Origin of the sequence: Paenibacillus apis (genome assembly GCF_018333295.1) — a bacterium.
GTDB lineage: Bacteria > Bacillota > Bacilli > Paenibacillales > Paenibacillaceae > Fontibacillus > Fontibacillus antibioticophila.
Window position 1 is genome coordinate 174,524 of sequence record NZ_BORS01000008.1, and the last position, 24,915, is coordinate 199,438.

28 protein-coding genes are annotated in these 24,915 nt (G+C 51.1%); 4 read left to right on the plus strand and 24 right to left on the minus strand.

Translation table 11 applies throughout. The features are described from left to right. The first annotated feature begins 21 nt into the window (after positions 1 to 21). The gene (gene tlp / locus KI362_RS13365) at positions 22 to 249 is read left to right on the plus strand and encodes a small acid-soluble spore protein Tlp (protein ID WP_301627664.1); all 228 of its coding nucleotides are present in this window, start codon (positions 22 to 24) and stop codon (positions 247 to 249) included. A gap of 110 nt (positions 250 to 359) precedes the next feature. Here the strand turns inward: tlp and KI362_RS13370 are convergent, their stop codons facing one another. The 19 genes from KI362_RS13370 to KI362_RS13460 all read right to left on the minus strand — a co-directional run bounded on the left by KI362_RS13370 (position 360) and on the right by KI362_RS13460 (position 17,158). Continuing rightward, entirely contained in the window at positions 360 to 797 is a 438-nt protein-coding gene (locus tag KI362_RS13370; protein WP_212941971.1) for a peptidylprolyl isomerase, read from the minus strand. Positions 798 to 887: 90 nt separating this feature from the next. Then, positions 888 to 2,219: a diaminopimelate decarboxylase gene (gene lysA, locus KI362_RS13375; protein ID WP_301627667.1), complete on the minus strand. Its 1,332-nt coding sequence runs from the start codon at positions 2,217 to 2,219 to the stop codon at positions 888 to 890. Between the two features lie 112 nt (positions 2,220 to 2,331). After that, the gene (locus KI362_RS13380; RefSeq protein ID WP_301627787.1) at positions 2,332 to 3,936 is read right to left on the minus strand and encodes a spore germination protein; all 1,605 of its coding nucleotides are present in this window, start codon (positions 3,934 to 3,936) and stop codon (positions 2,332 to 2,334) included. Positions 3,937 to 4,010: 74 nt separating this feature from the next. Next, a complete protein-coding gene (locus tag KI362_RS13385; protein ID WP_044479080.1) occupies positions 4,011 to 4,433 on the minus strand; it encodes a stage V sporulation protein AB in 423 nt (140 codons plus the stop codon). Next, positions 4,433 to 5,080 carry a stage V sporulation protein AA gene (locus KI362_RS13390; protein ID WP_374705663.1) on the minus strand — a complete coding sequence of 216 codons (648 nt, stop codon included), beginning with the start codon at positions 5,078 to 5,080 and terminating at the stop codon, positions 4,433 to 4,435. Before KI362_RS13390 ends, KI362_RS13385 begins: the two co-directional genes overlap by 1 nt. Before the next feature lie 88 nt (positions 5,081 to 5,168). Continuing rightward, the gene (gene deoD, locus KI362_RS13395; protein WP_301627670.1) at positions 5,169 to 5,876 is read right to left on the minus strand and encodes a purine-nucleoside phosphorylase; all 708 of its coding nucleotides are present in this window, start codon (positions 5,874 to 5,876) and stop codon (positions 5,169 to 5,171) included. Positions 5,877 to 5,936: 60 nt separating this feature from the next. Then, positions 5,937 to 6,692 carry an RNA polymerase sporulation sigma factor SigF gene (sigF, locus tag KI362_RS13400; protein ID WP_044479083.1) on the minus strand — a complete coding sequence of 252 codons (756 nt, stop codon included), beginning with the start codon at positions 6,690 to 6,692 and terminating at the stop codon, positions 5,937 to 5,939. Positions 6,693 to 6,703: 11 nt separating this feature from the next. Further along, entirely contained in the window at positions 6,704 to 7,156 is a 453-nt protein-coding gene (spoIIAB, locus tag KI362_RS13405; RefSeq protein ID WP_044479084.1) for an anti-sigma F factor, read from the minus strand. Further along, complete coding sequence (gene spoIIAA / locus KI362_RS13410) at positions 7,153 to 7,506, minus strand: anti-sigma F factor antagonist (protein WP_044479085.1); 354 nt, start codon at positions 7,504 to 7,506, stop codon at positions 7,153 to 7,155. Before spoIIAA ends, spoIIAB begins: the two co-directional genes overlap by 4 nt. 89 nt (positions 7,507 to 7,595) lie before the next feature. After that, entirely contained in the window at positions 7,596 to 8,786 is a 1,191-nt protein-coding gene (locus tag KI362_RS13415; RefSeq protein WP_044479979.1) for a D-alanyl-D-alanine carboxypeptidase family protein, read from the minus strand. Positions 8,787 to 9,243: 457 nt separating this feature from the next. Continuing rightward, complete coding sequence (locus KI362_RS13420) at positions 9,244 to 10,575, minus strand: pyrimidine-nucleoside phosphorylase (protein WP_301627673.1); 1,332 nt, start codon at positions 10,573 to 10,575, stop codon at positions 9,244 to 9,246. 11 nt (positions 10,576 to 10,586) lie between these two features. After that, complete coding sequence (locus KI362_RS13425) at positions 10,587 to 11,423, minus strand: purine-nucleoside phosphorylase (protein WP_301627675.1); 837 nt, start codon at positions 11,421 to 11,423, stop codon at positions 10,587 to 10,589. A gap of 18 nt (positions 11,424 to 11,441) precedes the next feature. After that, positions 11,442 to 12,629 (minus strand): phosphopentomutase, encoded by a 1,188-nt coding sequence (locus tag KI362_RS13430; RefSeq protein ID WP_301627677.1) that lies wholly within the window; start codon positions 12,627 to 12,629, stop codon positions 11,442 to 11,444. 66 nt (positions 12,630 to 12,695) lie between these two features. Continuing rightward, positions 12,696 to 13,610 carry a site-specific tyrosine recombinase gene (locus KI362_RS13435; protein WP_301627679.1) on the minus strand — a complete coding sequence of 305 codons (915 nt, stop codon included), beginning with the start codon at positions 13,608 to 13,610 and terminating at the stop codon, positions 12,696 to 12,698. Between the two features lie 105 nt (positions 13,611 to 13,715). Then, entirely contained in the window at positions 13,716 to 13,952 is a 237-nt protein-coding gene (locus KI362_RS13440) for a DUF4227 family protein (protein WP_301627681.1), read from the minus strand. 152 nt (positions 13,953 to 14,104) lie between these two features. Continuing rightward, positions 14,105 to 14,560, minus strand: coding sequence for a ferric iron uptake transcriptional regulator (gene fur, locus KI362_RS13445; RefSeq protein ID WP_044479091.1), 456 nt, complete (start codon positions 14,558 to 14,560; stop codon positions 14,105 to 14,107). Between the two features lie 92 nt (positions 14,561 to 14,652). Beyond that, entirely contained in the window at positions 14,653 to 15,297 is a 645-nt protein-coding gene (spoIIM, locus tag KI362_RS13450; RefSeq protein WP_301627683.1) for a stage II sporulation protein M, read from the minus strand. A 101-nt stretch (positions 15,298 to 15,398) separates the two neighbouring features. Further along, entirely contained in the window at positions 15,399 to 16,583 is a 1,185-nt protein-coding gene (locus KI362_RS13455) for an endonuclease Q family protein (protein WP_301627793.1), read from the minus strand. A 2-nt stretch (positions 16,584 to 16,585) separates the two neighbouring features. Beyond that, a complete protein-coding gene (locus KI362_RS13460; RefSeq protein ID WP_301627684.1) occupies positions 16,586 to 17,158 on the minus strand; it encodes an NUDIX hydrolase in 573 nt (190 codons plus the stop codon). 85 nt (positions 17,159 to 17,243) lie between these two features. Between KI362_RS13460 and KI362_RS13465 the strand changes: the two genes are divergently transcribed. Then, complete coding sequence (locus KI362_RS13465; protein WP_301627686.1) at positions 17,244 to 17,384, plus strand: Z-ring formation inhibitor MciZ; 141 nt, start codon at positions 17,244 to 17,246, stop codon at positions 17,382 to 17,384. Positions 17,385 to 17,438: 54 nt separating this feature from the next. Next, the gene (locus KI362_RS13470; protein ID WP_301627687.1) at positions 17,439 to 18,398 is read left to right on the plus strand and encodes a tetratricopeptide repeat protein; all 960 of its coding nucleotides are present in this window, start codon (positions 17,439 to 17,441) and stop codon (positions 18,396 to 18,398) included. Positions 18,399 to 18,403: 5 nt separating this feature from the next. Here KI362_RS13470 and KI362_RS13475 read toward each other — a convergent pair whose 3' ends face one another. Beyond that, on the minus strand, positions 18,404 to 19,531 hold the full coding sequence (locus KI362_RS13475) for a M20/M25/M40 family metallo-hydrolase (protein ID WP_301627689.1): 1,128 nt from the start codon (positions 19,529 to 19,531) through the stop codon (positions 18,404 to 18,406). 71 nt (positions 19,532 to 19,602) lie between these two features. Between KI362_RS13475 and prli42 the strand changes: the two genes are divergently transcribed. Continuing rightward, positions 19,603 to 19,704 (plus strand): stressosome-associated protein Prli42, encoded by a 102-nt coding sequence (gene prli42, locus KI362_RS13480; RefSeq protein ID WP_212941922.1) that lies wholly within the window; start codon positions 19,603 to 19,605, stop codon positions 19,702 to 19,704. A gap of 102 nt (positions 19,705 to 19,806) precedes the next feature. Here the strand turns inward: prli42 and KI362_RS13485 are convergent, their stop codons facing one another. The 4 genes from KI362_RS13485 to lpdA all read right to left on the minus strand — a co-directional run bounded on the left by KI362_RS13485 (position 19,807) and on the right by lpdA (position 24,877). Next, the gene (locus tag KI362_RS13485; protein WP_301627691.1) at positions 19,807 to 21,180 is read right to left on the minus strand and encodes a dihydrolipoamide acetyltransferase family protein; all 1,374 of its coding nucleotides are present in this window, start codon (positions 21,178 to 21,180) and stop codon (positions 19,807 to 19,809) included. A 128-nt stretch (positions 21,181 to 21,308) separates the two neighbouring features. Beyond that, positions 21,309 to 22,295: an alpha-ketoacid dehydrogenase subunit beta gene (locus KI362_RS13490; RefSeq protein ID WP_301627693.1), complete on the minus strand. Its 987-nt coding sequence runs from the start codon at positions 22,293 to 22,295 to the stop codon at positions 21,309 to 21,311. Then, positions 22,286 to 23,326, minus strand: coding sequence for a thiamine pyrophosphate-dependent dehydrogenase E1 component subunit alpha (locus KI362_RS13495; RefSeq protein WP_301627695.1), 1,041 nt, complete (start codon positions 23,324 to 23,326; stop codon positions 22,286 to 22,288). Before KI362_RS13495 ends, KI362_RS13490 begins: the two co-directional genes overlap by 10 nt. A 126-nt stretch (positions 23,327 to 23,452) precedes the next feature. Next, positions 23,453 to 24,877: a dihydrolipoyl dehydrogenase gene (lpdA, locus tag KI362_RS13500; protein WP_301627697.1), complete on the minus strand. Its 1,425-nt coding sequence runs from the start codon at positions 24,875 to 24,877 to the stop codon at positions 23,453 to 23,455. Positions 24,878 to 24,915 lie beyond the last annotated feature (38 nt).

Consider the following 24,915-nt stretch of genomic DNA (forward strand, 5'->3'; position numbering starts at 1 on the left):
ATCATTCAGGAGGAATTTAGCATGGCGAAACCCGACGACCGATCCGATAATGTCGAGAAGCTCCAGGACAGCATTCAAGATACGATCGAAAACTTCCGCGAAGGTCAAGACTATCTAAGCGAACATGCCGACGAAATCTCCGGCGGAGAGAAACGGCAAATCGAGGAGAAGAACGAAAGACGGCTCAAAGCCATCGAAGGTCAACGCGAAGAAGTGAAGGATGAAGCGGCCCATCAAGAAAATTCTTAAAGTCCGCTTAAGGATCACAGCGCTAAACATAACCTGATCAAGCAAAAAAAGGGGGTGTTTCGGCTCGCCAGCAAAACTGGCGGCGAAACACCCCTTTACACGTTGTGGGATTAAGCCTCGTCCCACACCGTAACTTCCTTCATCTTGTCCCCAGGACGAACCTGATCCACAAGCTCCATGCCCGAAGTTACTTTGCCGAATACAGTATGCACACCGTTCAAATGCGGCTGCGGCTCATACACGATAAAGAACTGGCTTCCGCCGGTGTCCTTGCCGGCATGCGCCATCGACAACACGCCGCGCTCGTGCTTGGTGACATTCGTATCTGTCTCGCATTTGATGGTATACCCCGGTCCGCCTGTGCCATTGCCTGTCGGGCAGCCGCCTTGAGCGACGAAGCCCGGAATGACACGGTGGAACGTCAAGCCGTTGTAGAATCCGGAGTTAGCCAGCTTCTCAAAATTCGCTACCGTACCCGGCGCTTCCTCAGGCAGAAACTGAATTTCCACTTCTCCGCCCTTTTCCAATACGATTTTACCCTTTTTCATATCGGTCACTTCCTTCTTCATAGTTACAATTTGGACAAACCTATTACAGTGTACTATGAAAAAGCGCCGGGAGCAAAATCCATACGCTGATTATTTGAATGAGGGCTGTTTGGCAATCCGCTCCGGAACCAGATCACAGGCTGTAATATCCTCGAAGGATTCACGACGGACAACCAGATCGCTGTGACCGTTCTGTACAAATACCACCGCCGGACGGCGAATCCGGTTATAGTTGCTTGCCATCGAATAGTTGTAAGCGCCCGTACACGATACGGCCAGCAGGTCACCTGAGTTGGCCTTCGGCAGCTCCAGATCCCAAATCAGCATGTCGCCGCTCTCACAGCATTTTCCGGCGATCGATACGGTCTCCTCAGCTCGGTCTAACCCCCGGTTAGCCAGCATGGCCTCGTATTTTGACTCATAGAGTGCCGGACGAGGATTATCTGTCATCCCGCCATCCACAGCCACATATTTTCTCACACCAGGAATATCCTTGCTTGTTCCAACCGTGTACAAGGTCGTTCCGGCATCGCCAACGATACTACGGCCAGGTTCCACCCAAATTTCAGGAAGCTGAGGATAATCTTCAGCGAAGAACTTCTTCACCGCATCGGTAATCGCCTTCACATATTCTGCGACAGCCAGAGGAGTATCTCCTTCCGTATAGCGGATGCCAAAGCCTCCTCCCAGATTAATCACCTTAAAGGTGACATTCAGCTCACGCTTCACTTCCAGACTGAACTCAGCTACTCTGCTTACCGCCAATTGGAAGCCGTCAACCTCGAAGATTTGAGAGCCGATATGCGAATGCAGTCCCAACAGCTTGAGATTACGGCTGCCGGAAGCCTGCTTCACCGCTTCAAAGGCAGACCCGTTGCCGATGTCAAAGCCGAATTTCGAATCCGTTTGGCCTGTAGAAATGTACTCATGCGTATGAGCTTCTACGCCCGGTGTAACTCTGAGCAAGATATTAACCGATACGTTTTTCTCTTCCGCAAGTGCCTGAAGCATTTGCATTTCAATGAAATTGTCTACTACAAAACAGCCGATCTGAGCGGAAATCGCCATTTCCAGTTCTTCAGGAGTCTTGTTATTCCCGTGAAAATGAATGCGGTCAGCCGGGAATCCCGCCTGCAGTGCAGTGTACAGTTCTCCTTCAGACACTACATCAAGCGACAATCCTTCATCATCAACAAGACGGCACATAGCTTTTACACAAAACGCCTTGCTTGCATAAGCCACCTGGAACGGCAGGCCGGAAGCCCGGAACGCATCCATATATTCGCGGCATCTTTGCCGAATGAGCGCTTCATCCATGATGTATAGCGGGGTGCCATAGGTTTGCTTCAAATCGACCGTATCACATCCGCCGATTTCCAGATGCCCGCTGGAGTTAATTTTGCTGGTACCGTGTAAATACATCTGTGTCGTCCTCCACTTTCAGTTTTTTCATCAGTATATCAGACATCCGCTCAACTGAGAAATGGATTATTCGGATTATCATTTGTGTTAAAAGGCGGACATGCCGTGTCAGTTATTTTTCTTTGGGCATTCTAGTATTGTCTCTGGTTTTGTTGAACGAAGGACGCTGCTTCGATACCAATACCGGCACACGCACCAGAATTCCGGCCAATGCTTTGGCATTAAACGGGATGAACGGCCACAGATAAGATGAATTGAACGATCTCTGAAAGGCGAGGAAAATGATAAAGGCTGTCACTCCCCCTACCAAGCCTGCTACCCCGAAGATCGAGACTAACACCAGCATCAGCAGCCGGACTACACGGTTAGCCAGCCCCAGCTCATAGCTAGGGGTCGCAAACATCCCGATTGCCGCTACCGCCATATAGAGCACAACTTCATTTACGAATATACCGGTCTGGACCGCAATATCTCCTATCAGAATTGCAGCGATCAGGCCCATCGCGGAAGCAAGCGGGGTCGGGGTATGAACAGCAGCCATCCGCATGAGGTCTACCCCGAACTCGACAAGCAGGAACTGCGCGATCAGCGGAATCTTGGCCTGCTCCTGCGGCCCGATAAAGGCAAGCGACGCAGGCTTTAATTCGGGATGAATGACCAGGAGCAGCCAGAGCGGCAATAGGAATAGTGAAGCGAAGATCCCGGCGAACCGCACCCAGCGCAGATAGGATCCCATAAACGGGGTCTGGCGATTTTCTTCCGCATGCTGGCATAGGTCAAAAAAGGTGGTCGGGAGAATCATGACGCTTGGCGACGTATCTACAAACACCACAATTCTGCCCTCCATAAGATGGGAAGCTACCACATCCGGGCGCTCCGAATACCGGACCAGCGGATACGGATTCCACCCCCTCTTCACGATGGCCTCCTCCAGCTGCTTATCTGCCAGAGGCAGGCCATCCAGAGCAACGGCCTGAATTTTCTTGCGTACATCATCAATCAATGTCTTGTCGGCGATGTCGTCAATATAGGCAATGCAGACATCCGTTTGAGAGCGGCGGCCGACCTTCATCGCCTCGAACTTTAACCCCGGGTCGCGAAGTCTGCGCCTTACCAGGGTGACGTTGGTTAGCATCGTCTCTGTGAATCCGTCGCGGGAGCCGCGAACCACCCGTTCCAGAGAAGGCTCTTCAGGGCTTCGCACCGGATAATTCCGCGTGTCCAGCACGATTGCGGTCTGTTCACCTTCAATGAACAACACACTCATCCCAATCAGTACATTGTTAACGGTCTGGCTGAGAGAGTCTGATTTTTCAACCTGGACGTGAGGAATATACAAATGAAAGAAGGAGTGAAGCGCACCGGAATCCAGGTCATCCGGGGTCAAATAAGTCAGGCGCTTCAGGATTTCCTGCATTATGTCGTCCTTTGCAAAGCCATTTATAAAGAACAGGGCTGTTTTCTTGCCGCCAAAGGTCATTTCGCGGAAAACCACGTCAAACCCTTCCTGAAGTCCGACCACCTGCTCCAGCGTCAGCTTAGTCGTATGAATACTGGGGCTGATCTTATCACTGGTCTGCCAATAGATTACGGATTCCTTCAAGCTGTCGGAGGTCTCGGATTCTTTCTTCCGTTGTAAAATCCTTGCCCTTTCTTCCTCCTCTCCTCCCCAGGAGATGCGTTCTGTTCCGTCCAAAAAGTGAGGGATACCGTTCATCTCTTCCTGAGGCTGAACCTCCTCACCGGTTCCTCCGCGTTCCTGACTCATCATTGTGGATACCTCCTATGCAGTTACTGTCTATAGATGAACCATTCAAACAATGAACCTGCGACCTTGCCGAACACCATCGCATACAGCAATTGGGTCATATATTTATGCATGTATAGCCGCTTCGCGAAGATCGGCAGAACATTCAACACCTCAGTCAGCGCGGCGGCGAGCATTCCAATGAATATGCCGTTGAATAAGCCGACAATTCCGCTGCCAATCCATGGCCCGGGAACACTCCAATTCCAGAAATCCGCTGCTGTTCCCAGCAAGGAGCCGCTAATCATAGCTCCTTCATACCAATGCACTTTATCATAGGAACGGGTAACCTGAGCCAATCGAGGTATCATATCCAGCACAATGAACAGGGCAATCACACCCGTACCGACAGCAATCCCTCCTGCAAATCCCAGGAAAACAACAGCCGCTTGCGAGACCAGGGTCATCAAGGCTGCTTCCCCTTCGGCGATGACTCGGCAAGCCGCATTTTCTCATATTCCTCCGCAATGACATATTGATTCAGGTTTTCCTGGTACAGGTACATCTCAACCTCAAGCGGAGTCGGTTCTTCATTCCATTTCTTCTTGAATAAATGATTGAAGAACAGAATCATGCCAAAACCAATGCCGAGCGAATAAGCGACCTGAAACAAATAGGGATGCTCGTCTCTATGACCGGTAATCATCTCAACGATACGTATGTGGACTTCGGGCATGCTCACATCTGCATGGAAGTTCATAATGGTCAGCCCCGCACCGAAAAATAACAGCAGCCACACCAGAACGAATAGAACGATTGAAGGTTTTCTGGGTGCTTTCTGAATCACAACCAGCACATGAGGCTCTCCGATAAACTCGATAAGCACTGAGGGATGCTTCGCTTTAATTCTTGAGATGATTTGCAGCATATCAATCACAATTCGATTTCCATCGCTAGGCTCAGATCTGGACAACACCATATCCAGCAGCTCCCGCTCCATGCTCGGATCAGCCAGAATCCGTGCAATATCCCTCAGCCTGATGGGAGCTCCTGCCGGATGTATCACCTGCTTGCGCAGCCGAACATAGATGACGGAAGCTTGATCCTGCAACAAACAGACCACCCCTTTCATGGCGAATTACCCATAGTATGCCATGGAGGGGTGGTCTCTACTCTGTAAACCGTTTATTTGATTGATGAAGCTATAGAGAAATGGCCGTCTCCAGCGCAACCTCCATCATCTCATTGAAGGTCGTCTGACGCTCTTCTGCCGTAGTCTCTTCTCCTGTCAACAGATGGTCACTGACGGTGAGAATGGTTAACGCGTTCACTCCGAATTTCGCAGCAAGGGTATACAGCGCTGTTGTCTCCATTTCGACGCCAAGCACCCCATATTTCATCAGCAAGCCTGTGACCGAGGTATCGTCCCGATAGAAGCTGTCGGAGCAGAAAATATTGCCGACATGCAGCTTCAGCCCCTTCTCTGCCCCGCGCTCATAAGCGGCCTTGAGCAGATCAAAACTGGCAATCGGAGAGAAATCGTAGCCTTTGAAGATATGGCGGTTCATACTGGAATCAGTACATGCTCCTTGTGCCAATATTACATCACGCACATGCACATGCTCCTGCATGCCGCCGCAGGTTCCCACTCGGATCAGATTCTTCACCTGATATTCCTGAATCAATTCATTGGCATAAATCGAGAAGGAAGGAATCCCCATCCCGCTGCCCTGAACAGAAATCCGCTTGCCCTTATAGGTTCCGGTAAATCCAAGCATGCCGCGAACCTCGTTATAGCAAACGACGTCGCTTAAATACGTTTCGGCGATGAACTTTGCGCGTAACGGATCGCCGGGAAGTAGCACTGTATCCGCAATATCACCTGGTTTTGCTCCAATATGTACACTCATAATTATAGACTCCTTCAATCCAATATCGTCATGCATGTCTATATTATATATGACGTGACACTATTGTGCGATTTGATCGCGAATATTTTGCAGTATTTTCTTCTCCAGACGGGATACCTGAACCTGGGAAATTCCAAGCCTGGCCGCCACCTCGGACTGGGTTTGATCCCGGTAGTATCGTAAGTATACGATCAGTCTTTCCCGGTCGCTGAGTCCGTCTATCGCCTCGTGGAGCGCCAGCTTGTCGAACCACCGCTCCTGAGATTCGTCGGCAATTTGATCCATCAGCGTGATTGGATCCCCATCGTTCTCAAAGACGGTCTCATGGATTGAGGTCGGCGGCTTATTGGCTTCTTGCGCAAATACCACGTCTTCCGGCGTCACTCCAAGCTCCTCCGCCACCTCCTTGATCGTGGGCAGACGGTTGAGCACCTTTGACAGCTCGTCTTTTTTCTTGCGAACCTTGTTTGCCATTTCTTTAAGGGAGCGGCTAACCTTGAGGGTGCCGTCATCCCGCAAAAAGCGCTGAATCTCTCCGATAATCATCGGTACTGCATAGGTGGAAAATTTGACATCATAGCTAAGATCGAATTTATCAACCGATTTTAGCAGGCCGATACAGCCGATCTGAAACAGATCCTCAGGCTCGTATCCCCGGTTCATAAAGCGCTGAACGACGGACCAGACCAATCGGATGTTGCTGCTTACAAGTCGGTCTCTGGCACCCGAATCCCCGGCCTGGCTAAGCGCGATCAGCCGTTTTACTTCTGAGTCGTCCAAATATTCTCTCGAGGCTTGCTTCACTTCAGCATCCATAGCTCCAACCCCTAATTGTATAAAGCTGTCTTTGATACGATTCTCTTCTTCATCCGGATCGAGGTTCCGCCGCCAAGCTCACTGCTTACCTCAAATTCATCCATGAAATTCTCCATAATCGTAAAGCCCATCCCCGAGCGTTCCAGCTCAGGCTTGGACGTAAACAGCGGCTGCTTGGCAAGCTCTACATCCTCGATGCCGCGCCCCTTGTCCTCTACCGATAAGGTCACCGTATCTCCTTCAATCAAAGCCGATATGGTAACAATCCCTTCGGGATCTCCGTCATAGCCATGAATAATAGAATTGGTTACCGCTTCAGAAATGACCGTCTTCAGATCAGTGATCTCATCCATAGTCGGATCAAGCTGCGAGACAAAGGCAGCGACCGTGACACGGGCAAAGGATTCGTTCTCGCTTCTGGCAGCAAACTGCAGCGACATAAAATTTCGGCCGGGTTGGTTCATAGTGCGACCTCCAATTCGGTAAGAGCTGTGGCTTCATTTTCATAAACGGCCATGATTTTAAACAGCCCCGACATTTCCAACAAGCGGTACACCTGCGGGTTTACGCCACATATGACCATTTTTCCGCCTTTGAGCTTGATCTGCTTATAGCGGCCCAGGATGACTCCGATCCCCGAGCTGTCCATAAACTGCAGTGATTCCAGGCTCAGTACAAGATGACGGCAGTCGCCGCGTCCGATCTCATCCTCCAGCATGATACGGACTTTATCCGCCGTATGATGATCGAGCTCCCCTACCAGACGCGCCACAAGGGTGTTGCGATGCCTGATCATATCCATGTGCAAATTCATGTCTGTTCACTCTCCTCCCTGTCATGAACACAACAATTCTACAGCTTGTTCAGAGAATCCTGCCGGATGACAAAACTAGAAGAAAACTGCTACGAATCTACAAAGAACAGATGTGAGGCCGTACGCTTGAACATGGTCCACCAGCCCGCCTTTTCGATCGAAGAGGCCGCCTTCAGTTCGAACTCAGTCAGCGGCTTGCCGTCCTGATAAATGATCAGCTTGCCGATCATCTGCCCTTCATGGATTGGAGCAGACAGCTTGTCAGGAACCTCCAGCTTTTGTGTAATGTCTGCCGGCTGGGACCCCTTTTTCACCAGAACATTCATCGTTCTCGACGCTGCCAGATCCAGTTGGGAAGCTTCGCCGCGATGCACCTTCACCTTTCCGATAACTTCGCCCGCTTTATAGATCGGATGCAGCGCATACTGCGAGAAGGCGTAATCAAACATAGAGGATACTTCACTGTTCCGAGTCTTTGTATTGGGTTCTCCTAGCACGACAGCGATCAGGCGCAAGCCATCGCGCTTTGCGGTTGCTGCCAGACAAAATTTCGCCTCCGAGGTGTAGCCGGTTTTCAGGCCATCGGCCCCGCTGTAGAAGCGAACCAGCTTATTCGTATTCACCAGCCAGAACGGCTTCTCCGTCTCCTGGCGAAGATAATCCTGGTAGGCACCGGTATAGGCCGTGATCCCCTCGTATTTCAGGAGCTCGCGGCTCATCATAGCGATGTCGTGGGCCGAGGAATAATGGTTCTCCACCGGCAAGCCATTGCAGTTGGAGAAGTGCGTATCCTTGAGTCCCAGCTCCTTTGCCTTCTCATTCATCATGTTGACAAAGGCCTTCTCGGTTCCGGCGATTTTTTCAGCCAAGGCTACAGAAGCATCATTGCCTGAGGCCATCGCAACTCCTTTAAGCAGTTGATCCACAGTCATCTCTTCGCCCGGCTCAAGGAATATCTGCGAGCCGCCCATGGAAGCTGCATATTCACTCGTCGTCACTTTATCGTTCAGCTTCAGCTTGCCCTGATCAATCGCTTCCATCGTGAGCAGCATTGTCATAATTTTGGTGATACTCGCCGGAGGAAGCTGCTCATGGCTTTTCTTCTCGAATATAACTGTTCCCGTATCCGCATCAATCAGAATGGCGGATTGCGCCTGTTCAGCCAATGCGAGCTCCGAGGCAGTGTTGCCGGGCTCTTCGACCGCTGCCCTTGCCTGTACCGCCCCAAGAGGCACTGCCAAGAGCAAGGCCATACAGCACAGGATTAACCGTTTCTTCAACATAAGTCCCCCTTAGTCTAGGAATTACAATTCTGATAACTTAGTATGAACCAAAATTTGTAATAATATTCTTAGTATATAAGTTTAACTACTGAATTTTACGTTCTGGGGCAACGTGTGAAGTGTTCTTACGATCGCTGTTGTTCGCGGATTTCTCTATTTGAACTAAGATATTATTAAGTAGAAATCCACTCACAAAGGCGAACGCTTTCGCTTCTACAGCACACTTCACACTTATGCCCTTTTTACGTTTTTATAGTTCAACTGATATACCTTGACGGGCTGTTGAGTTTTACGGAGAGATGTTAGATGTTTTGAGCCGCTGCGGGCAAAGGTGTCTTTACCGCCCTACAACTTTTTTTGCAAGCGCAAAAAGGGGCAGCCCGGAAGTCAGTTATCAATGACCTCCGGGCTGCCCCCGCAAAGAAAACAAACCTATTCAATTGCATGAAAGCAGCTAGAATCTCTTAATTCCTTCAGGAGTGACCAAGGCAAAGACGAGTGGGCGTCTCGGAACCTTTGATTCCGTGATGCCATAGGCCTCAAGCACCTTGGACCTTGCTTCCTCCAGCCTGTCCTCATGGGCACGGTTCAAATGAAGCACCGCTATTGTCTCGCCCGCTTCAACGTAATCACCGATCTTCTTGTGCAGAATTAGCCCTGCTGCAAGATCGATCACGGAATCCTTCGTTTCCCTGCCAGCGCCTAAGAGCATAGCCGCTATGCCGATCTCTTCGGCCTGGATCGATTCCACATATCCTGCCTTCTCCGCCTTCACCTCAACTTGAAGCTCAGCTGCCGGCAACTGGTCAGGTTGATCAATCTGTGCGGCATTGCCGCCCTGTGCCTCTACCATCCGTTTCAGGCTGTTCAGCGCCTCTCCGCTATCCAGCTTGGCTTGCAGGAGGGCTCTCGCCTCCTCTTCGCTGCTTGCCTTGCCTCCAAGAATCAGCATATGGGAAGCGAGTATCAGGCACACTTCCGCCAGATCCGGCGGGCCTTCTCCACGCAAGGTAGCAATCGCCTCTTTAACCTCCAGGGCATTCCCGATTCCAAAGCCCAATGGCTGATCCATATCACTGATCACGGCAATCGTACTTCGCCCGACCTGTGTGCCGATATCTACCATTGCCTTGGCCAGCCGGATGGAATCCTCTAGCGTCTTCATGAACGCCCCGCTGCCGGTCTTCACGTCCAGAACAATCGCATCCGCGCCGGCTGCAATCTTCTTGCTCATAACCGAGCTGGCGATCAGCGGTATCGAGTCTACGGTTGCGGTAACATCGCGCAGACCATAGAGCTTCTTGTCGGCAGGCGTCATATTGCCGCTTTGTCCAACGACCGCAAGGCCGATCTCATTCACTTGGGAAAAGAATTGCTCTTGATCCAGCTCTACCGAAAAGCCGGAAATGGCCTCCAGCTTATCAATCGTTCCGCCTGTATGCCCGAGTCCGCGACCGGACATCTTGGCCACAGGAACGCCGGCGGAAGCGACGAGCGGCCCCAGGACGATGGTCGTCTTGTCTCCAACCCCGCCGGTTGAATGCTTATCTACCTTGATGCCATGAATCGAGCTCAGATCAATCATGTCTCCGGACGAGGCCATATGCATCGTCAAATCGGCGGTTTCCCGCGCATTCATCCCTTGATAATATACAGCCATGGCCCAAGCGGCCATTTGATAATCGGGAATGCTGCCCTCGCTGTATCCCCGGATCAGAAAGCCTAATTCTTCTCCGGACAATTCATGCCCGTCTCTTTTTTTGCGGATCAAATCCACAGCTCTCATCGTTCTTCACCTCATCCGTTCGCCATATCCGGAATAATCGCCAGCACAAGGTTCAAAAATTGCTCCCTCACCCGATCCGTCGTCTCCATCACCTCGTCATGGGATAAGGGTTGATCGAGGATCCCGGCCGCCATGTTGCTGATGCAGGAAATTCCCAGCACCTCGATGCCGGCATGTCTCGCTACGATCACTTCCGAGACCGTAGACATGCCCACGGCATCTCCCCCAAGCGTCCGCAGCATACGGATTTCAGCGGGCGTCTCATAAGTAGGACCAAGCAGGCCTGCATAGACGCCTTCCTGCACGGAAATGCCCTGCTGCTTCGCGGTTGTCCGCGCCAGCTCGCGCAAGCGGCGGCTGTAGGCCTGGGACATATCCGGGAAGCGCACACCAAGCGCACTATCATTCGGACCAATCAGCGGGTTGGTTCCGGTCAAATTAATGTGATCCGAGATCAGCATCAGATCACCCGGGTTGAACGAAGTGTTGATGCCGCCAGCTGCATTAGTGACCAATAGGGCGGAAACGCCCAGCTCCTTCATGACCCGAACCGGAAAAGCCGTCAGTTCAGGACCATAGCCCTCATACATATGGAAGCGTCCCTTCATTAGAACGACCGGGGTTCCATTCAGGCTCCCGATCATGAGCTCGCCGGCATGACCTTCCACCGTTGAGACCGGAAAATAAGGAATTTCGCTGTATGCGATGCTGACAGCATCCTGCAAATGATCTGCGAGAACGCCAAGACCAGACCCGAGAATAAGTCCAACCTTCGGAGTCGTATTTGTCTTTGAGCGGATAAAATCAGCCGCTTCCTTAATCATGCCTATCGTAAGTACAGTAACCATTGTCCATCTCTCCCTTGCTTATTTCAGTTGGCCTAAAAAGCTTTTTCCATGCACGGTGCTCTGAACGCCAAAGTTGTCCGCAATCGTTGCGGCAAGATCGGCATAGCTGGCACGCACACCCAGACTTCCAGGTGAAGTCAAGCCCTTGCTGTACACAAGTAAAGGCACATATTCCCGGGTGTGGTCTGTCCCCGGATGCACCGGATCGTTTCCATGATCCGCGGTAATCACCAGCAAATCACGCTCTCCGGTCCGTTCCAGCAATTGTGGAACATACGCGTCAAATTCCTCCAATGCACCCGCATAGCCTTCCGGATCCCGACGATGGCCGAATAAGGAATCAAAGTCAACCAGATTGGTAAACAGCAATCCGTTGAACGGCTGCTCCATTAAGCGGATTGTCTCCTGAATCCCATGCAGATTGCTCTTCGTCGGATACGACGCCGAGATGCCCTCCCCGGAAAAAATGTCGTTAATCTTCCCTACAGAGATTACATCCTTGCCGGACTCCTTCAATGCATTCAGCACGGTTGGTTCCGGCGGAGATACCGCATAGTCATGACGGTTCGGCGTACGCTTGAAGGCTCCCGGCTCACCTACGAACGGTCTTGCGATGACTCTTCCCACCGAGTGCTCGGGAGCCAGTGTCAGGCGGCGTGCGATTTCACATGCCCGATACAGCTCTTCAAGCGGGATGATCTCTTCATGAGCAGCAATCTGGAACACACTATCGGCCGAGGTATACACGATCCAGGCCCCGGTCTTCATATGCTCTTCACCCAGCTCGTCCAGGATTTCTGTGCCGGATGCAGGCTTGTTCCCGATCATCTTGCGTCCAGTCTCTTGCTCAAAGCGGGTAACCAAATCCTCGGGAAAGCCTTCCGGATACGTCTGGAACGGAGTCTCAATCTTTAACCCCATCAGCTCCCAGTGTCCTGTCATCGTATCCTTGCCTGTTGAAATCTCCGCCATCTTGCCGTAATAAGCTTCCGGCGATGCAGCCGGTCCCAGATTAGGCAAGTCAGCGATATTACCTAAACCGAGCTGCTGAAGATGAGGCAGCTTGGTGCCCGGCACCCGCTCCAGAATATGTCCGAGCGTATGGGAACCAAGATCCCCAAAGCTCGCAGCATCCGGCAATTCTCCGATTCCTACGCTATCCAGTACGATGACTGTTATTTTGTCAAAACGGTTTTCCTTTGTCATCCTTGTCACTCCTTCTATCCTGCTCCATTTAGTAATCCCTAGACCCGCGCAAACCATTCGGAGCACTTATTGAGCCGGATCCGAATGCCGTGCCTTCGCTCGAGGGTGAAATTGATCATAAACCGCCTTCAAATTCGGCTTGGATTGAGCAAGGTACAGCTGAATTGTGGCCAGATCGCCATGTCCGAGCATCTCTTGCACCGAACGTACATCCGCACCGCTCTCCAGCAAATGCACTGCACAGGAGTGCCGCAGCGTATGCGGGGTGATATCCTTTGTGAGTCCCGCCCGATCTGCATACTTTTTTAGCAGCTTCCAGATACCTTGCCGGCTGATCCGTTCCCCGGAGCGGTTCGGAAAAAGCGGTTTCTGCTCAGGATGCAAGGGTGGTTCTCCCCGAATCTCGTTTAAATACTTGTCCAGCCATTTGGCTGTTTCCATGCCGAACGGCAAAATTCGTTCTTTGCCTGTATCTCCTGAACAACGCAAAAACCGGACGCCGATATCGACATCCCGTATGTTCAGGGCAATGAGCTCGCTGACCCTAATCGCCGTAGCATATAACAGCTCCAGGATCGCCTTATCTCTAAGTCCCAATGGAGTTGTCTCATCCGGCGCCTCAAGCAGAAGCTGTGTCTCCTCAAGCGAGAGGATATCCGGCAGCTTCTTCTCCAATTTGGGCGGAGTGATCGCTGAGGCAAGATCCTGTTCAATGATGTTATCCTGCAGCAGAAATTGGAGGAATGCCTTCAGCGCGACCGAGCTTCTTGCAATCGTAGCCGGAGCTTTGCCTTGTTCTCTTAACCGGGCAAAATATAACATTACTCCGGTTCGCGTAAGCTCAGGATAGGCCGAAATTCCCCGGTCCGTCAAATAATCCAGAAAATGTCCAATGTCCCGACTGTAGCTCTCCAGCGTTGACGGGCTTAACTTTCTTTGCTGCGTTAAATAGTTGATAAAAGAGGCTGCGGCTTGCTGCACGTCCAGTTCCTCCTTTCAAGCTGTCGGTTCATGTCATCAGATGAGGATTTGCCCTCTACTCAACTATTCCACATTTCCGGCAGTTTTCCCTGCCCGAATTTCAGTTCATTCTCCGTACCAGTAAAACAACTTTAGTCGATCTGCCAGATTGTCCGCATCGGACACCTCGGCTGCATCCCCGTAAAACACTTTTACCGCGGAGCCCTCAGGTACCCGATACTTATCGGGCTGCAAAACATATTCCTTCATCAAGCCGATCGCATAGTAAAACATGTAAGAAAGCAGCATAAATATTAAAGCATATTTTAAACGTAATAACCATTTTCGCAGGGAGACTACCATAGGTTCACCTCATATTTACCCGAATTAGCGATCTTAAAGAGGTTGTTCAAGAATTACCGCTTGTACATTATATTGAACGCTGGGCCTGAATATGAGGAATAAGCGCAATAAAAAACTCCATCCGGCCAAGCGGTGGAGTTCCTGTATTTGAATTACTTGCTGTCTTCATTCTTATCCTTACAGCGGTAACAGATGCCCTGAAAGTCAAGCCGGTGATCGAGCACGGTGAAATTAAACTCCTTCTCCAGCCGTTCCTCCAGCGGACCGAGCCAATCTTCCTTGATCTCGTCCATCGCTCCGCACTGTACGCAGATTAAATGATGGTGATGATGCTTGGTAGTATCCGTACGCAGATCGTACCGGGCCACCCCATCGCCAAAGTTGATCTTCTCTACCACATGAAGTTCGCTTAACAGCTCCAGTGTCCGATAGACCGTAGCCAAGCCGATTTCAGGAGCTTTATCCTTAACAAGCATAAAAACATCCTCAGCACTAAGATGATCGTCTTCATTTTCAAGCAGGACTCGAACCGTGGCTTCCCGTTGGGGCGTCAGCTTATAACCGTGGGATTGCAGCTGCTGTTTGATTTTATCAATTTTGGATTCCATGTTTTCCCCCCCAGGATTCGCCGCAACTTGCATATAAATCACTTCTTTCATTATAGGGGGTCTGAATCAACAAAGTCAAACATTAACTGGCATTATCCACGGATCAACGCTTGCTGCAGCATCGGAGTCACCCAAGCCATCATCGATGGGCTCACATAAGTTTCAAAGGAAGCCGCGGCCAGCAGCACTGCGGCCATGGTGAGCGTCAAGCCTGTATAGGAAAGGAAAGGTTTGGCAATGCCTCCGCCCCGATTCAGCAGAACCCGGTTGCGGATAATTCCCAACGAGAACCCTACAGCCGCAACACTGCTGACCATCAGTGCCGGAATGACGAGCAAATTGTGCGGTGCAACAGAGACCAATGCAAAGAGCAGTCCTTTCCAGGTAAACTGACCAACCAGGCAGCCGACTGTAAAGCCGATCAAGACTCCCTTCAGAAAATCGAGGATCAAAATGCCCGGCAAGCCGATAACAGAGAGTCCCAGCAGCCAGATCAGCCCCAACCATTTCAAATGCAGACTGGCTGCCTGCCAATAAGTCATGGGCTGAAAGCTCTCGCCGCCTTCCTGAATGGAAACAAAGAAGTTGCCAAAATACCTTGATAAATCCTGCTGCTGCTCTAGAGTCAGCGCATTGACCATCAAGGCACCGAACACAACCCCCATCAAAAAGAGCACGGAGACAAATACATATAATGGCGTCTGATCCTTTAAAGTGTGGCGTATAGGTTGGAGCATCCGGCAGAGCCTCCTGTTCTTCAGTTCATGTTCATATATACTTACTCTACTGTATGAACAAGCCCTGCTACTTATGCCGGATGCGAAGAGAACCTAACTCGTTATTGCCCGACTTTGCCGTATATTCCTCCCCCGCCAGATTGAAGGGAAAGTCCGCCGCTTCTCGCAGCTGCGATCCAACCCGCTAATTCCTGGCCGACCACCCGTGCAAGCTCTTCCTCCGGAATGCGGTGCAATATATTCATCTCGGTTCCAAAGTGCTCCAGCAAGCGGTCGAGCTTCGCCGGACCTAATCCGGGGATGAACTCAAGCGGCACTTGATTGAAATAAGGAGGGCGATGCTTGGGAACCTGCATCATGGGGCGATCCGCGATAGAGAGAATCCGGTCAAGCACCCCGCGAACGATATGCTTGCTGCCGCAGCCCGGACAACGATCAATCATCGGCTCGTCTCCGCTTGCGGTTGTACCGCAGGTACTGCAAAAGGAACGATGATACTTGCCCAGCCGGGGGTCAAGGCCATAGTTGGCTGCAATGGAACGGCCCTCCTTGCCGGCCAGTGCAAGCTCAAATTCGCTGTAGGAGGGCGCCGACAGCAGCAATTCATTATACTCTCTGCCGATCTTCCCCAGAGAATGCGCATCGGAATTACTCAAGAGAGGATAAGGGTCCAGTTCACTGAGCCAGCCTGCCATCTGGCTATCCGAGCTAAGCCCCAGCTCCACGGCCGCTATCCGTTCAAGATCAAGCACATCCGCCATTCGCGGCGAACAGCTTCCATAAATACTCCGGTGAGGGGTGAAAATATGAGCCGGAATCATCATTCCCCCGCGGGCGTAGACTTCCTCCTGAAGCACACGTGCCGGAACATAAATCCGCTGAGAGCTGAGGTGAATGTTTTTCATATGCAACGACATCCATCCAGAGAAATCCACCATTTGATCCAGGTAAGGAAAGAATACCAGCAAATGTGCAGGACCCATTCCCGGCTCGCGGATTTCAATCTCGCTGCCAAGCAGGATTGTTGTGCTTCTGTATGCAATCCCTCCCTCATCCAGCTCTCGCATCGTTCCCTCTTCCAGACATGCCATAATATCCTGCTGCACCCCAGGAGAGTGACAGTCAATGATACCGATCAGGTCAATTCCTTTTCGCTCAGCTGCTTCTTTGGCAATATTGGCGAAGGTCAGGTTCCGGCTGCCGCTGATCTTTACAGGCGCCCCCTTGGACGTCTTGCCGATGTGTATGTGCAGATCCGCATAGATGCTAACAAGCTTCTGCTCCATCATTACTCAACCGCCGCCGCATTCCGGGACTGCTCTTGAAGTCTTTTCAATTGCCAATAATAAAATGCCAATAATGTCTTGGCATCCGAAATTCTCCCCTCGGAAATATACCGCTGCACCTCATCATATGTGGCTTCAATAATTTCAAGGAACTCGTCCTCATCCGGAGACATCGCTCCAGCGGTCAATTCTTCGGCCAAGTAGAGATGGATGATTTCATCGGCAAATCCGGGAGAAGTATAGAACGAATGCAGCAAGGTGATTTTACCGCAAGTATAGCCTGTTTCCTCCTGAAGCTCGCGCCGCGCTGCCTCAAGCGGGTCTTCGCCCTTCTCCAGCTTGCCTGCCGGTATTTCCAGCTCCGGTCTGCCCATCGCCTGACGGTATTGATCCACAAGCAGCAGCCGATCCTTGACGATTGCGACTACAGCGACTGCACCCGGGTGCTTGATGATTTCGCGCGTGGCCTGGCTGCCATCCGGCAGCTCCACCGTATCGATTTGCAAGGAGATGACCTTTCCTTCAAAGATCGGCTCCGTGGATATTGTCTTCTCATCTAATCGTTCGTTTCCCATTCCCGTACTCCTCCTGTCATAACTTGTCCCTTCAGGACATATGGTGTTATTATACCAAACCTGATCGAAAAAGGAGATTTCTGCGATGAAGACCACGCTTGGCGAGCAAGGGGTTCGAATACAAGGAAAAGGTTGGCAGGTACGGATTTTGCTGGCTCAATGGAGCAGGTCTGTCAGCGCCGATACCACACTGCAGCAGTGGCTCACACCTCGGATCAAAATGTAATGGTTTGTTATTCATCTGCATGAAATTGGTTTAATTGTTTAATGGAGGTGTGACATGCTGTTACAGCAAATGCTTAACCATGGCGAAACTTTGCTTCGAAAAGGAGCATCGGATACCGTCATCTATGAGACTTTACAGAATTACATACATCATCCGGATATCAGTCCAGAGGAAGGCCGGGAATGGCTGTTCACATCATTATATCGGCTCGGTGCTTATACATATGCGATTGAACATGTCTCTCCCCTGCTGCTTGAGAAGGAATATATACGGCTCCAGTATGCAGAATGCCTGATCCGTACCGGGCAATTTCAGGCTGCCCTGCAAGTATTGGAGAATTGGATGAAGAGTCCGGCTTCTGAACAAGACACGACAAAGCTTCACTCTCAGCTAGAACTGTGGGTGAAGCTCTGTCGGCTTGCCGAGATTGTGGTGCCGCAAGGCAGCAACCCCGAGACTGTACTTACGTCTAATGCTTTGCCGCTAGACCAAACCCAAGCGTTGATGGAAACAGCAGTCAAAATGGGTGTTCTGCCTGTAGCAAGCGCGCTGGCTTCAAACAACGATTTTCTTAGAGATGATTATATACTTGTCCTGTATAAGGAAGGTTATGTGGAGCTTGCAAGATTGGAGCTTGATCGAATTGGCAAGGAGAAGCTGAGCGAGGACAGCACAAGCCATCGCCATGCCCGCTATATCTATGCAGAAATCCTTCATGATGACGGTCATTTCGAGGAAGCAGCCAGAATCTTTGAACGTATTGCCGAACAGTTCCCTGATATGGCCAGGGCCAGATTCGGCGCATGCTCCTGCTATCTGCATACAGTGATGAACCGGCTTACCAGGCGCATCGAGCTATATCGTCCTGACCGGAAGGAACAGAGCATTATCGAACGGCATTTGGACGATATCTCCCGGGCCTTGAACATCATCTACGAGACAAAATGGCATACGGTCTGGTCTGCGACACAAAGCCGGAATCTTCCGATCCCGGCTTCTCAAATGCTGCAGTAATCAGGTTATTTGCTCGACTGCGCGATAATCTCAAGCACATATTCAGCCAGACCTTCGATATCTTGCCTGCGGATTCTTTCTGCCGTGGTATGGATATGCTCATAGCCGACCGCCAGATTCACGGTAGGAATTCCGTGGCCATTAAATACATTGGCATCACTTCCGCCGCCGGAAATAAAGGTTGTTCCTGACAATCCCAATTGGGCTGCGGCACGCTTGGCCAGCTGCACGACCTCGTCGCCTTCCTCAAAATGAAATGCAGGATAGGCAATCTGACTGTGGAATTCCCCACGCGTGCCAAATTCCGTACAAGCTGATTCCACCGCTTCGCGCATCTGCTTAATTTGCGCTTCTATCTTCGCTTGCGAGGTGCTGCGAGCTTCGGCATACAGCTTCACATAATCGGTAACGACATTCGTCTCCCCGCCACCTTCAAATTTCCCAATATTAGCCGTCGTTGTCTCGTCAATCCGCCCCAACTTCATCCGCGAAATCGCCTTGCCTGCCACCTGGATCGCGCTGATCCCATCTTCCGGATTCACACCGGCATGCGCAGATTTGCCGAAAATCTCAATATCAATTTGCGCCCGGGTCGGAGCACCGACACAAATAGAGCCAACCTCACCATTGGAGTCCAGCGCAAAGCCGTATTTCCCTTCAAGCAATTCCGGATTCATCGCACGAGAGCCTGTCAGTGCCATTTCCTCTCCAACGGTAATGACAAACTGGAGCTGGCCATGGGATAATTGCTGTTCCTGCAGGCTCTGAATCACCTCAAGCAAAACGGCAATCCCGGCCTTATCATCTGCTCCAAGAATCGTTGTTCCATCACTTTGAATCCAACCATCTTCTCCAATGACCGGCTTGATGCCTTCCCCCGGCGCCACTGTATCCATATGGCAGGTGAACAAGAGCGGGATCCCTGCGCCGCCAGCTTCATTAGCAGGAAGCGTAGCAATTAAATTTCCGGCTCCATGACCTGTTCGGCCAGCCGAATCATCCTCAGTCACCGTTAGTCCGAGCGCAGTAAACTTTTCCTTTAATACATCTGCGATCTGGCGTTCATTCCGGGTTTCACTGTCAATTTGCACCAGCTCCAGAAAGAGCTCAATTACTCGATCCTTGTTGATCACAAAACTTTCCCCGCTTTCCGTTTTACGATAATATATTGTGTACAAGCATTTTTAAGGAGGACCCTATTTTTATGAAGAAAAACAAGTGGTTTAAAATCGTTATCTATTTGATGTTATTTGCGATGGTGGGTTCCACGCTGGTCGCATTGCTTGAGCCGTTCTTTTTACGCTAAGCTCCTGACCCTTCTCCGCCGTACTTCAGCAGATGCCGAAGCAGCAGCAAGTTAGGTACCTGCTGCTGCTTCTCATTCATTAGCTTATTCTGATATCCGAGATTAATACACCTGGGTTTCCAAGGAATAGCTCTCCATATTATCCTTCACACGCTGCATAAAGCGTCCGCAAATGACCCCATCCAAAATACGATGATCCAGGGAGAGGCACAGATTCGCCATCGAACGTACCGCAATCATATCATTGATCACCACCGGCTTCTTCACAATCGATTCAAAGGTAAGGATCGCAGCTTGCGGGTAGTTGATAATCGGCTGGGTCAGAATCGACCCGAACGAGCCTGTATTATTGACTGTAAACGTACCGCCCTGCATATCATCGAGCTTGAGCTTGCCGGCGCGAACCTTAGTCGCAAGCTCATCGATTTCGCGGGCAAGCCCGGCGATATTTTTCTGATCCGCCTTCTTGATTACCGGTGTAAGCACGGAATCTTCCGTACCAACGGCAAGAGAAATATTGATATCCCGCTTTACGATAATTTTATCAACTGCCCATACCGAGTTCATGATCGGATAGTCCTTGATTGCGCTGACTACAGCTTTGAGCAGGAAGGCAAGGTAGGTTAAATTAACGCCTTCCTTACGCTTGAACTCATCCTTGATCTTATTGCGCAACTGGACCAGATTGGTCACGTCAACTTCGATCATCATCCAGCCATGCGGAATCTCCGAGACGCTCTGGCGCATCCTTGTCGCAATCGTGTTGCGAATTGGCGTAACATCGATAAAGTATTCCGAGCGATCCCCGCTCTCAACCTCAATCGTAGGAATCTTGGGCGTCTCCGTCAGATGCAGGCCGGAATGACGGACCGGCTCAAATGCTGCACTGCCCAGGTCAGCCGAGATGGTGCCTGGACTTGGTGCCGGCGCCATAGGCGGCATGGCTGCCGTTGTACTATGCAGATGAGCCATCGGAGCGGACTTGCCTCCTCCGTTCTCTGCGAAAGCAAGGACATCCTTGCGGGTAATTCGTCCGCCAAGTCCGGTTCCCTGAACTTGAGCAAGATCAACTCCATACTCCGCAGCCAGTGTATGCACCGCTGGAGAATAGCGGCCTCGCTGCGATTCATCAGCATGTCCTCTCGACGAGCCGGCTTCCCGCTTCGGCTCAGCTTGAGCTGCCCTTTGATCGGCTTCTTCCTGGGTAGAAACCTCCGGTGAAGCGGTGATCTCCATCCGGCAGATCGCCTGGCCAACGGCCACCTCTTCACCCTCAGCTGCGAGCAGTTCCCCCATCACACCGTCAACGGTAGAAGGAATCTCTGCATTTACCTTATCGGTGATGACTTCACAGATCGGCTCATATTGCTCAACTGTATCTCCTGGCTTCTTGAGCCATTTTCCAATCGTTGCCGACACAAGCGATTCAGCCAGCTGCGGCATGACGACATCGATTACTTGCTTGTGAGATGACATCTCTCATTCACTCCTATTCGTTAAGAAAAACATCTGCCTAGCCCGTGGCTAAGAGGCAGACCGCAATCGCGGAAGTTTTCCTTTCGATTAAAGTTCAGCTTCGCTGATCATGCAAAGATTCTATAATCTTAAAAAAGCGCAAGCTGCAGCATCGCGTCCTTCACTTTATCCTTGCTCAGCATAAAGAACTTCTCCATCGGCGGGCTAATCGGCATGGCCGGTACATCCGGACCGCAAAGACGCTGAATCGGCGCATCCAGCTCGAACAAGCATCCTTCTGCGATGATCGCCGATACTTCCGCACCAACGCCTCCTGTCTTGTTGTCCTCATGAATAATGAGGACCTTGCCTGTTTTGCGGGCGGCGGCAATGATCGCTTCACGATCCAGCGGCTGCAAGCTGCGCAGATCCAGAATATGCGCGCTGATGCCTTGCTCATTTGCAAGCTCTTCTGCAGCCTGCATGGCAAAGTGCAGCGGAAGGCTGTAACCGATCACGGTAATATCGCTACCTTCACGCAGTACATTTGCTTTGCCGATGGGAACGATGTAATCATCCTCAGGGACATCCTCCTTGATCAGCTTGTAGCACTTTTTATTCTCAAAGAATAAGACCGGATCCGGATCGCGAATTGCCGCTTTCAACAGACCCTTGGCATCATATGCAGAATATGGCGCCACAATCTTGAGTCCCGGTGTTCCAAAGAAGATCGACTCCGGACATTGGGAGTGGTACAAGCCTCCGAAAATCCCGCCGCCAATCGGCGCACGGACAACCACCGGACAACTCCAATCATTATTGGAACGGTAACGAATTTTTGCCGCTTCGCTAATAATTTGATTCGTGGCAGGCAGCATAAAGTCCGAATATTGCATTTCGGCAATCGGCTTCATTCCATACATGGCGGCACCAATTGCGACACCGGCAATCGCCGATTCTGCAAGGGGAGTATCCAGTACTCTCAGCTCGCCGAACTGCTCTTGAAGACCTTTGGTCGTCGTAAAGACGCCGCCTTTTACCCCGACATCCTCTCCAAGCACAAATACGGCTTCATCCCGTTCCATTTCTTCCTTCATCGCCAGCCGAATAGCGTCGATATATTCCATTACCGCCATGCCGACACCTCCTCATCTCCGGCATAGACGTGCAGCAGTGTATCCTCCGGTTTCGGGAATGGTGAATTCTCCGCAGCTGCGATCGCTTCCTTCAACTGCTCCGAAATCTCCCGGGCCAATGCTTCGTCCTGCTCCTCGCTCCAAAGGCCTTGATCGATCAAATAGGTCTTCATTCTTGGAATCCCGTCCTGCTTCCAGTTCTCTTCGACTTCCTCTTTGGTCCGGTAAGCCAGATCATTATCGGACGTGGAATGAGGGGAGAGGCGATACATCATCGCTTCAATCAAGGTAGGACCTTCCCCGCGGATCGCGCGTTCTCTGGCTTCCTTGACAACACTATAGACCTCAAGCGCATCGTTGCCATCCACTCTGATTCCTGGGAAACCATAGCCAAGCGCACGATCCGATACCTTGCCTCCAAGCTGCTTGCGAACGGGAACGGAGATTGCATATTGGTTGTTTTCACACATAAATATGACCGGCAGCTTCTGTACTCCGGCAAAGTTCAGTCCTTCGTGAAAATCCCCTTGGTTGCTGGAGCCTTCGCCGAAGGTTACGTAAGAGACGATATCCTTCTTCTGCATTTTCGCAGCCAATGCAATGCCTACGGCATGCGGAACCTGTGTCGTTACCGGACTTGAGCCGGTCACGATTCTGAGACGCTTGCTGCCGAAATGACCTGGCATCTGACGGCCTCCGCTGTTCGGATCGCCTGCCTTCGCAAAGGCAGACATCATGAGCTCGGTCAAGGTCATGCCCACGGACAATACGAAGCCATAGTCACGGTAATAAGGGAGAAAATAATCCCGTTCCCGATCCAACGCAAAGGCCGATGCTACCTGCGCCGTTTCCTGCCCGATCCCTGACACGTGAAAATTAGTCTTCCCTGCCCGCTGCAGAAGCAAATTACGCTCATCAAACTTCCGCGCAAGCAGCATATATTTGTACATGTCGACGACTTGCTCATCCGACAACCCGAGCTGCTTATGCTTCGCTTCTGTCTGAGCTTCCGTTAAATGATTTGAATTCATGGGAGTTACCTCCTTTTGTTGGCCCTCATCTTAGGGGTTAATGCTCATCTTATAACCTGGTACTAAGACTTGGAATAACCTTATTATAATCCCTTTCCGGCAAAAAGGAAAATAAACTTATAAAACTTACAGGTTGAGGGCACGGCCATCGACAGCGAGCGCTGCTTCACCAAAGATTTCCGACAAGGAAGGATGCGCAAAGACCGCTTGTCCAATCTCCCAAGGGCTTGCATCCAGCAATTGTGCCAGTGCCGCTTGGGCGATCAACTCGGTCGCATGGGCTCCGATAATTTGAACACCGATCAAATCGTCTGTATCCGCATCAGCCACCAGCTTCAAGAAACCTTCCTTCTCACCTTGAACAAGCGCTTTTCCAATCGCTGCAAATGGAACCTTGGCTGTCTTCGTATTCCGTCCCTTCTTTTTGGCTTCCTGCTCGGTATATCCAACGGATGCCACTTCAGGGCGGGTATATACACAGCGGGGAACCTGGGATTCCTCATAGGTATGAGAAGTCTCCCCTGTCATATGTCCAACAGCGATCAGTCCTTCGTGACTCGCCGCATGGGCCAGCTGGAGACCGCCAATACAGTCGCCGATGGCATAGATGTGCGGCTCCGTGGTCTGCATTTGCTCATTTACCCGAATGTAGCCCTCTTTTGTCAAAGCAATATCGGTATTCTCCAGCCCGATATTCTCCACATTAGCCTGGCGTCCGATGGATACAAGAAGCTTATCAGCCTCAAGGCGTTCATTATTCTCCCCGTCCTGAATCGAGATCTGAATGCCTTGCTTCGTGGTCTCATAAGTTTCTGCCAACACCTTGACACCCGTCATAACCGTAATCCCCCGGCGCTCCAGCTGCTTGCGCAGCTCACGAGAGATTTCGCCATCCTCAGACGGAAGCAATTGATCCGCCGCTTCAACCAGTGTCACACGCACACCGAAATCATGGAGCAGAGAGGCCCATTCTACGCCGATGACTCCGCCGCCCACGATTAATATGGATGCAGGCAATTCCTCCAGCGTCAATGCTTCATCACTGCTCAACACATGGACACCGTCCGGCTGTAAGCCGGCCAGAGTCCGCGGGCGAGAGCCTGTCGCGATAATCAGGTTAGCCGGAACAACCGTCTCCATCTCATCATTGTTGAGCTCAACCGCAACGGCTCCGCTTTTTGGCGAGAAGATTGAAGGTCCGATAACGCGCCCCCTTCCTTCGATCACCTGGATCTTGTTTTTACGCATCAGGGCCTGAACGCCTTTATGTAATTGATCGACGATTGCCTGCTTGCGCTGCTGCACCTTTGGATATACAAGCGTAACCTCGCTGCTGGCAATACCGTACTCCTCGCTATTTTTCATCTGAGCATACAGTTCCGCACTGCGGAGCAGCGCCTTACTTGGAATACATCCCCGGTGCAGGCATGTCCCTCCCAGCTTGTCCTGCTCAATAATCACAACCTGCTTGCCCGCTTGAGCCGCACGGATCGCTGCTATATAACCACCCGTTCCTCCGCCCAGCACGGCTACGTCGCAATGAATCGCCATATTCTACTCTCCACCATTCTTGTATAGTATTCTTGTTC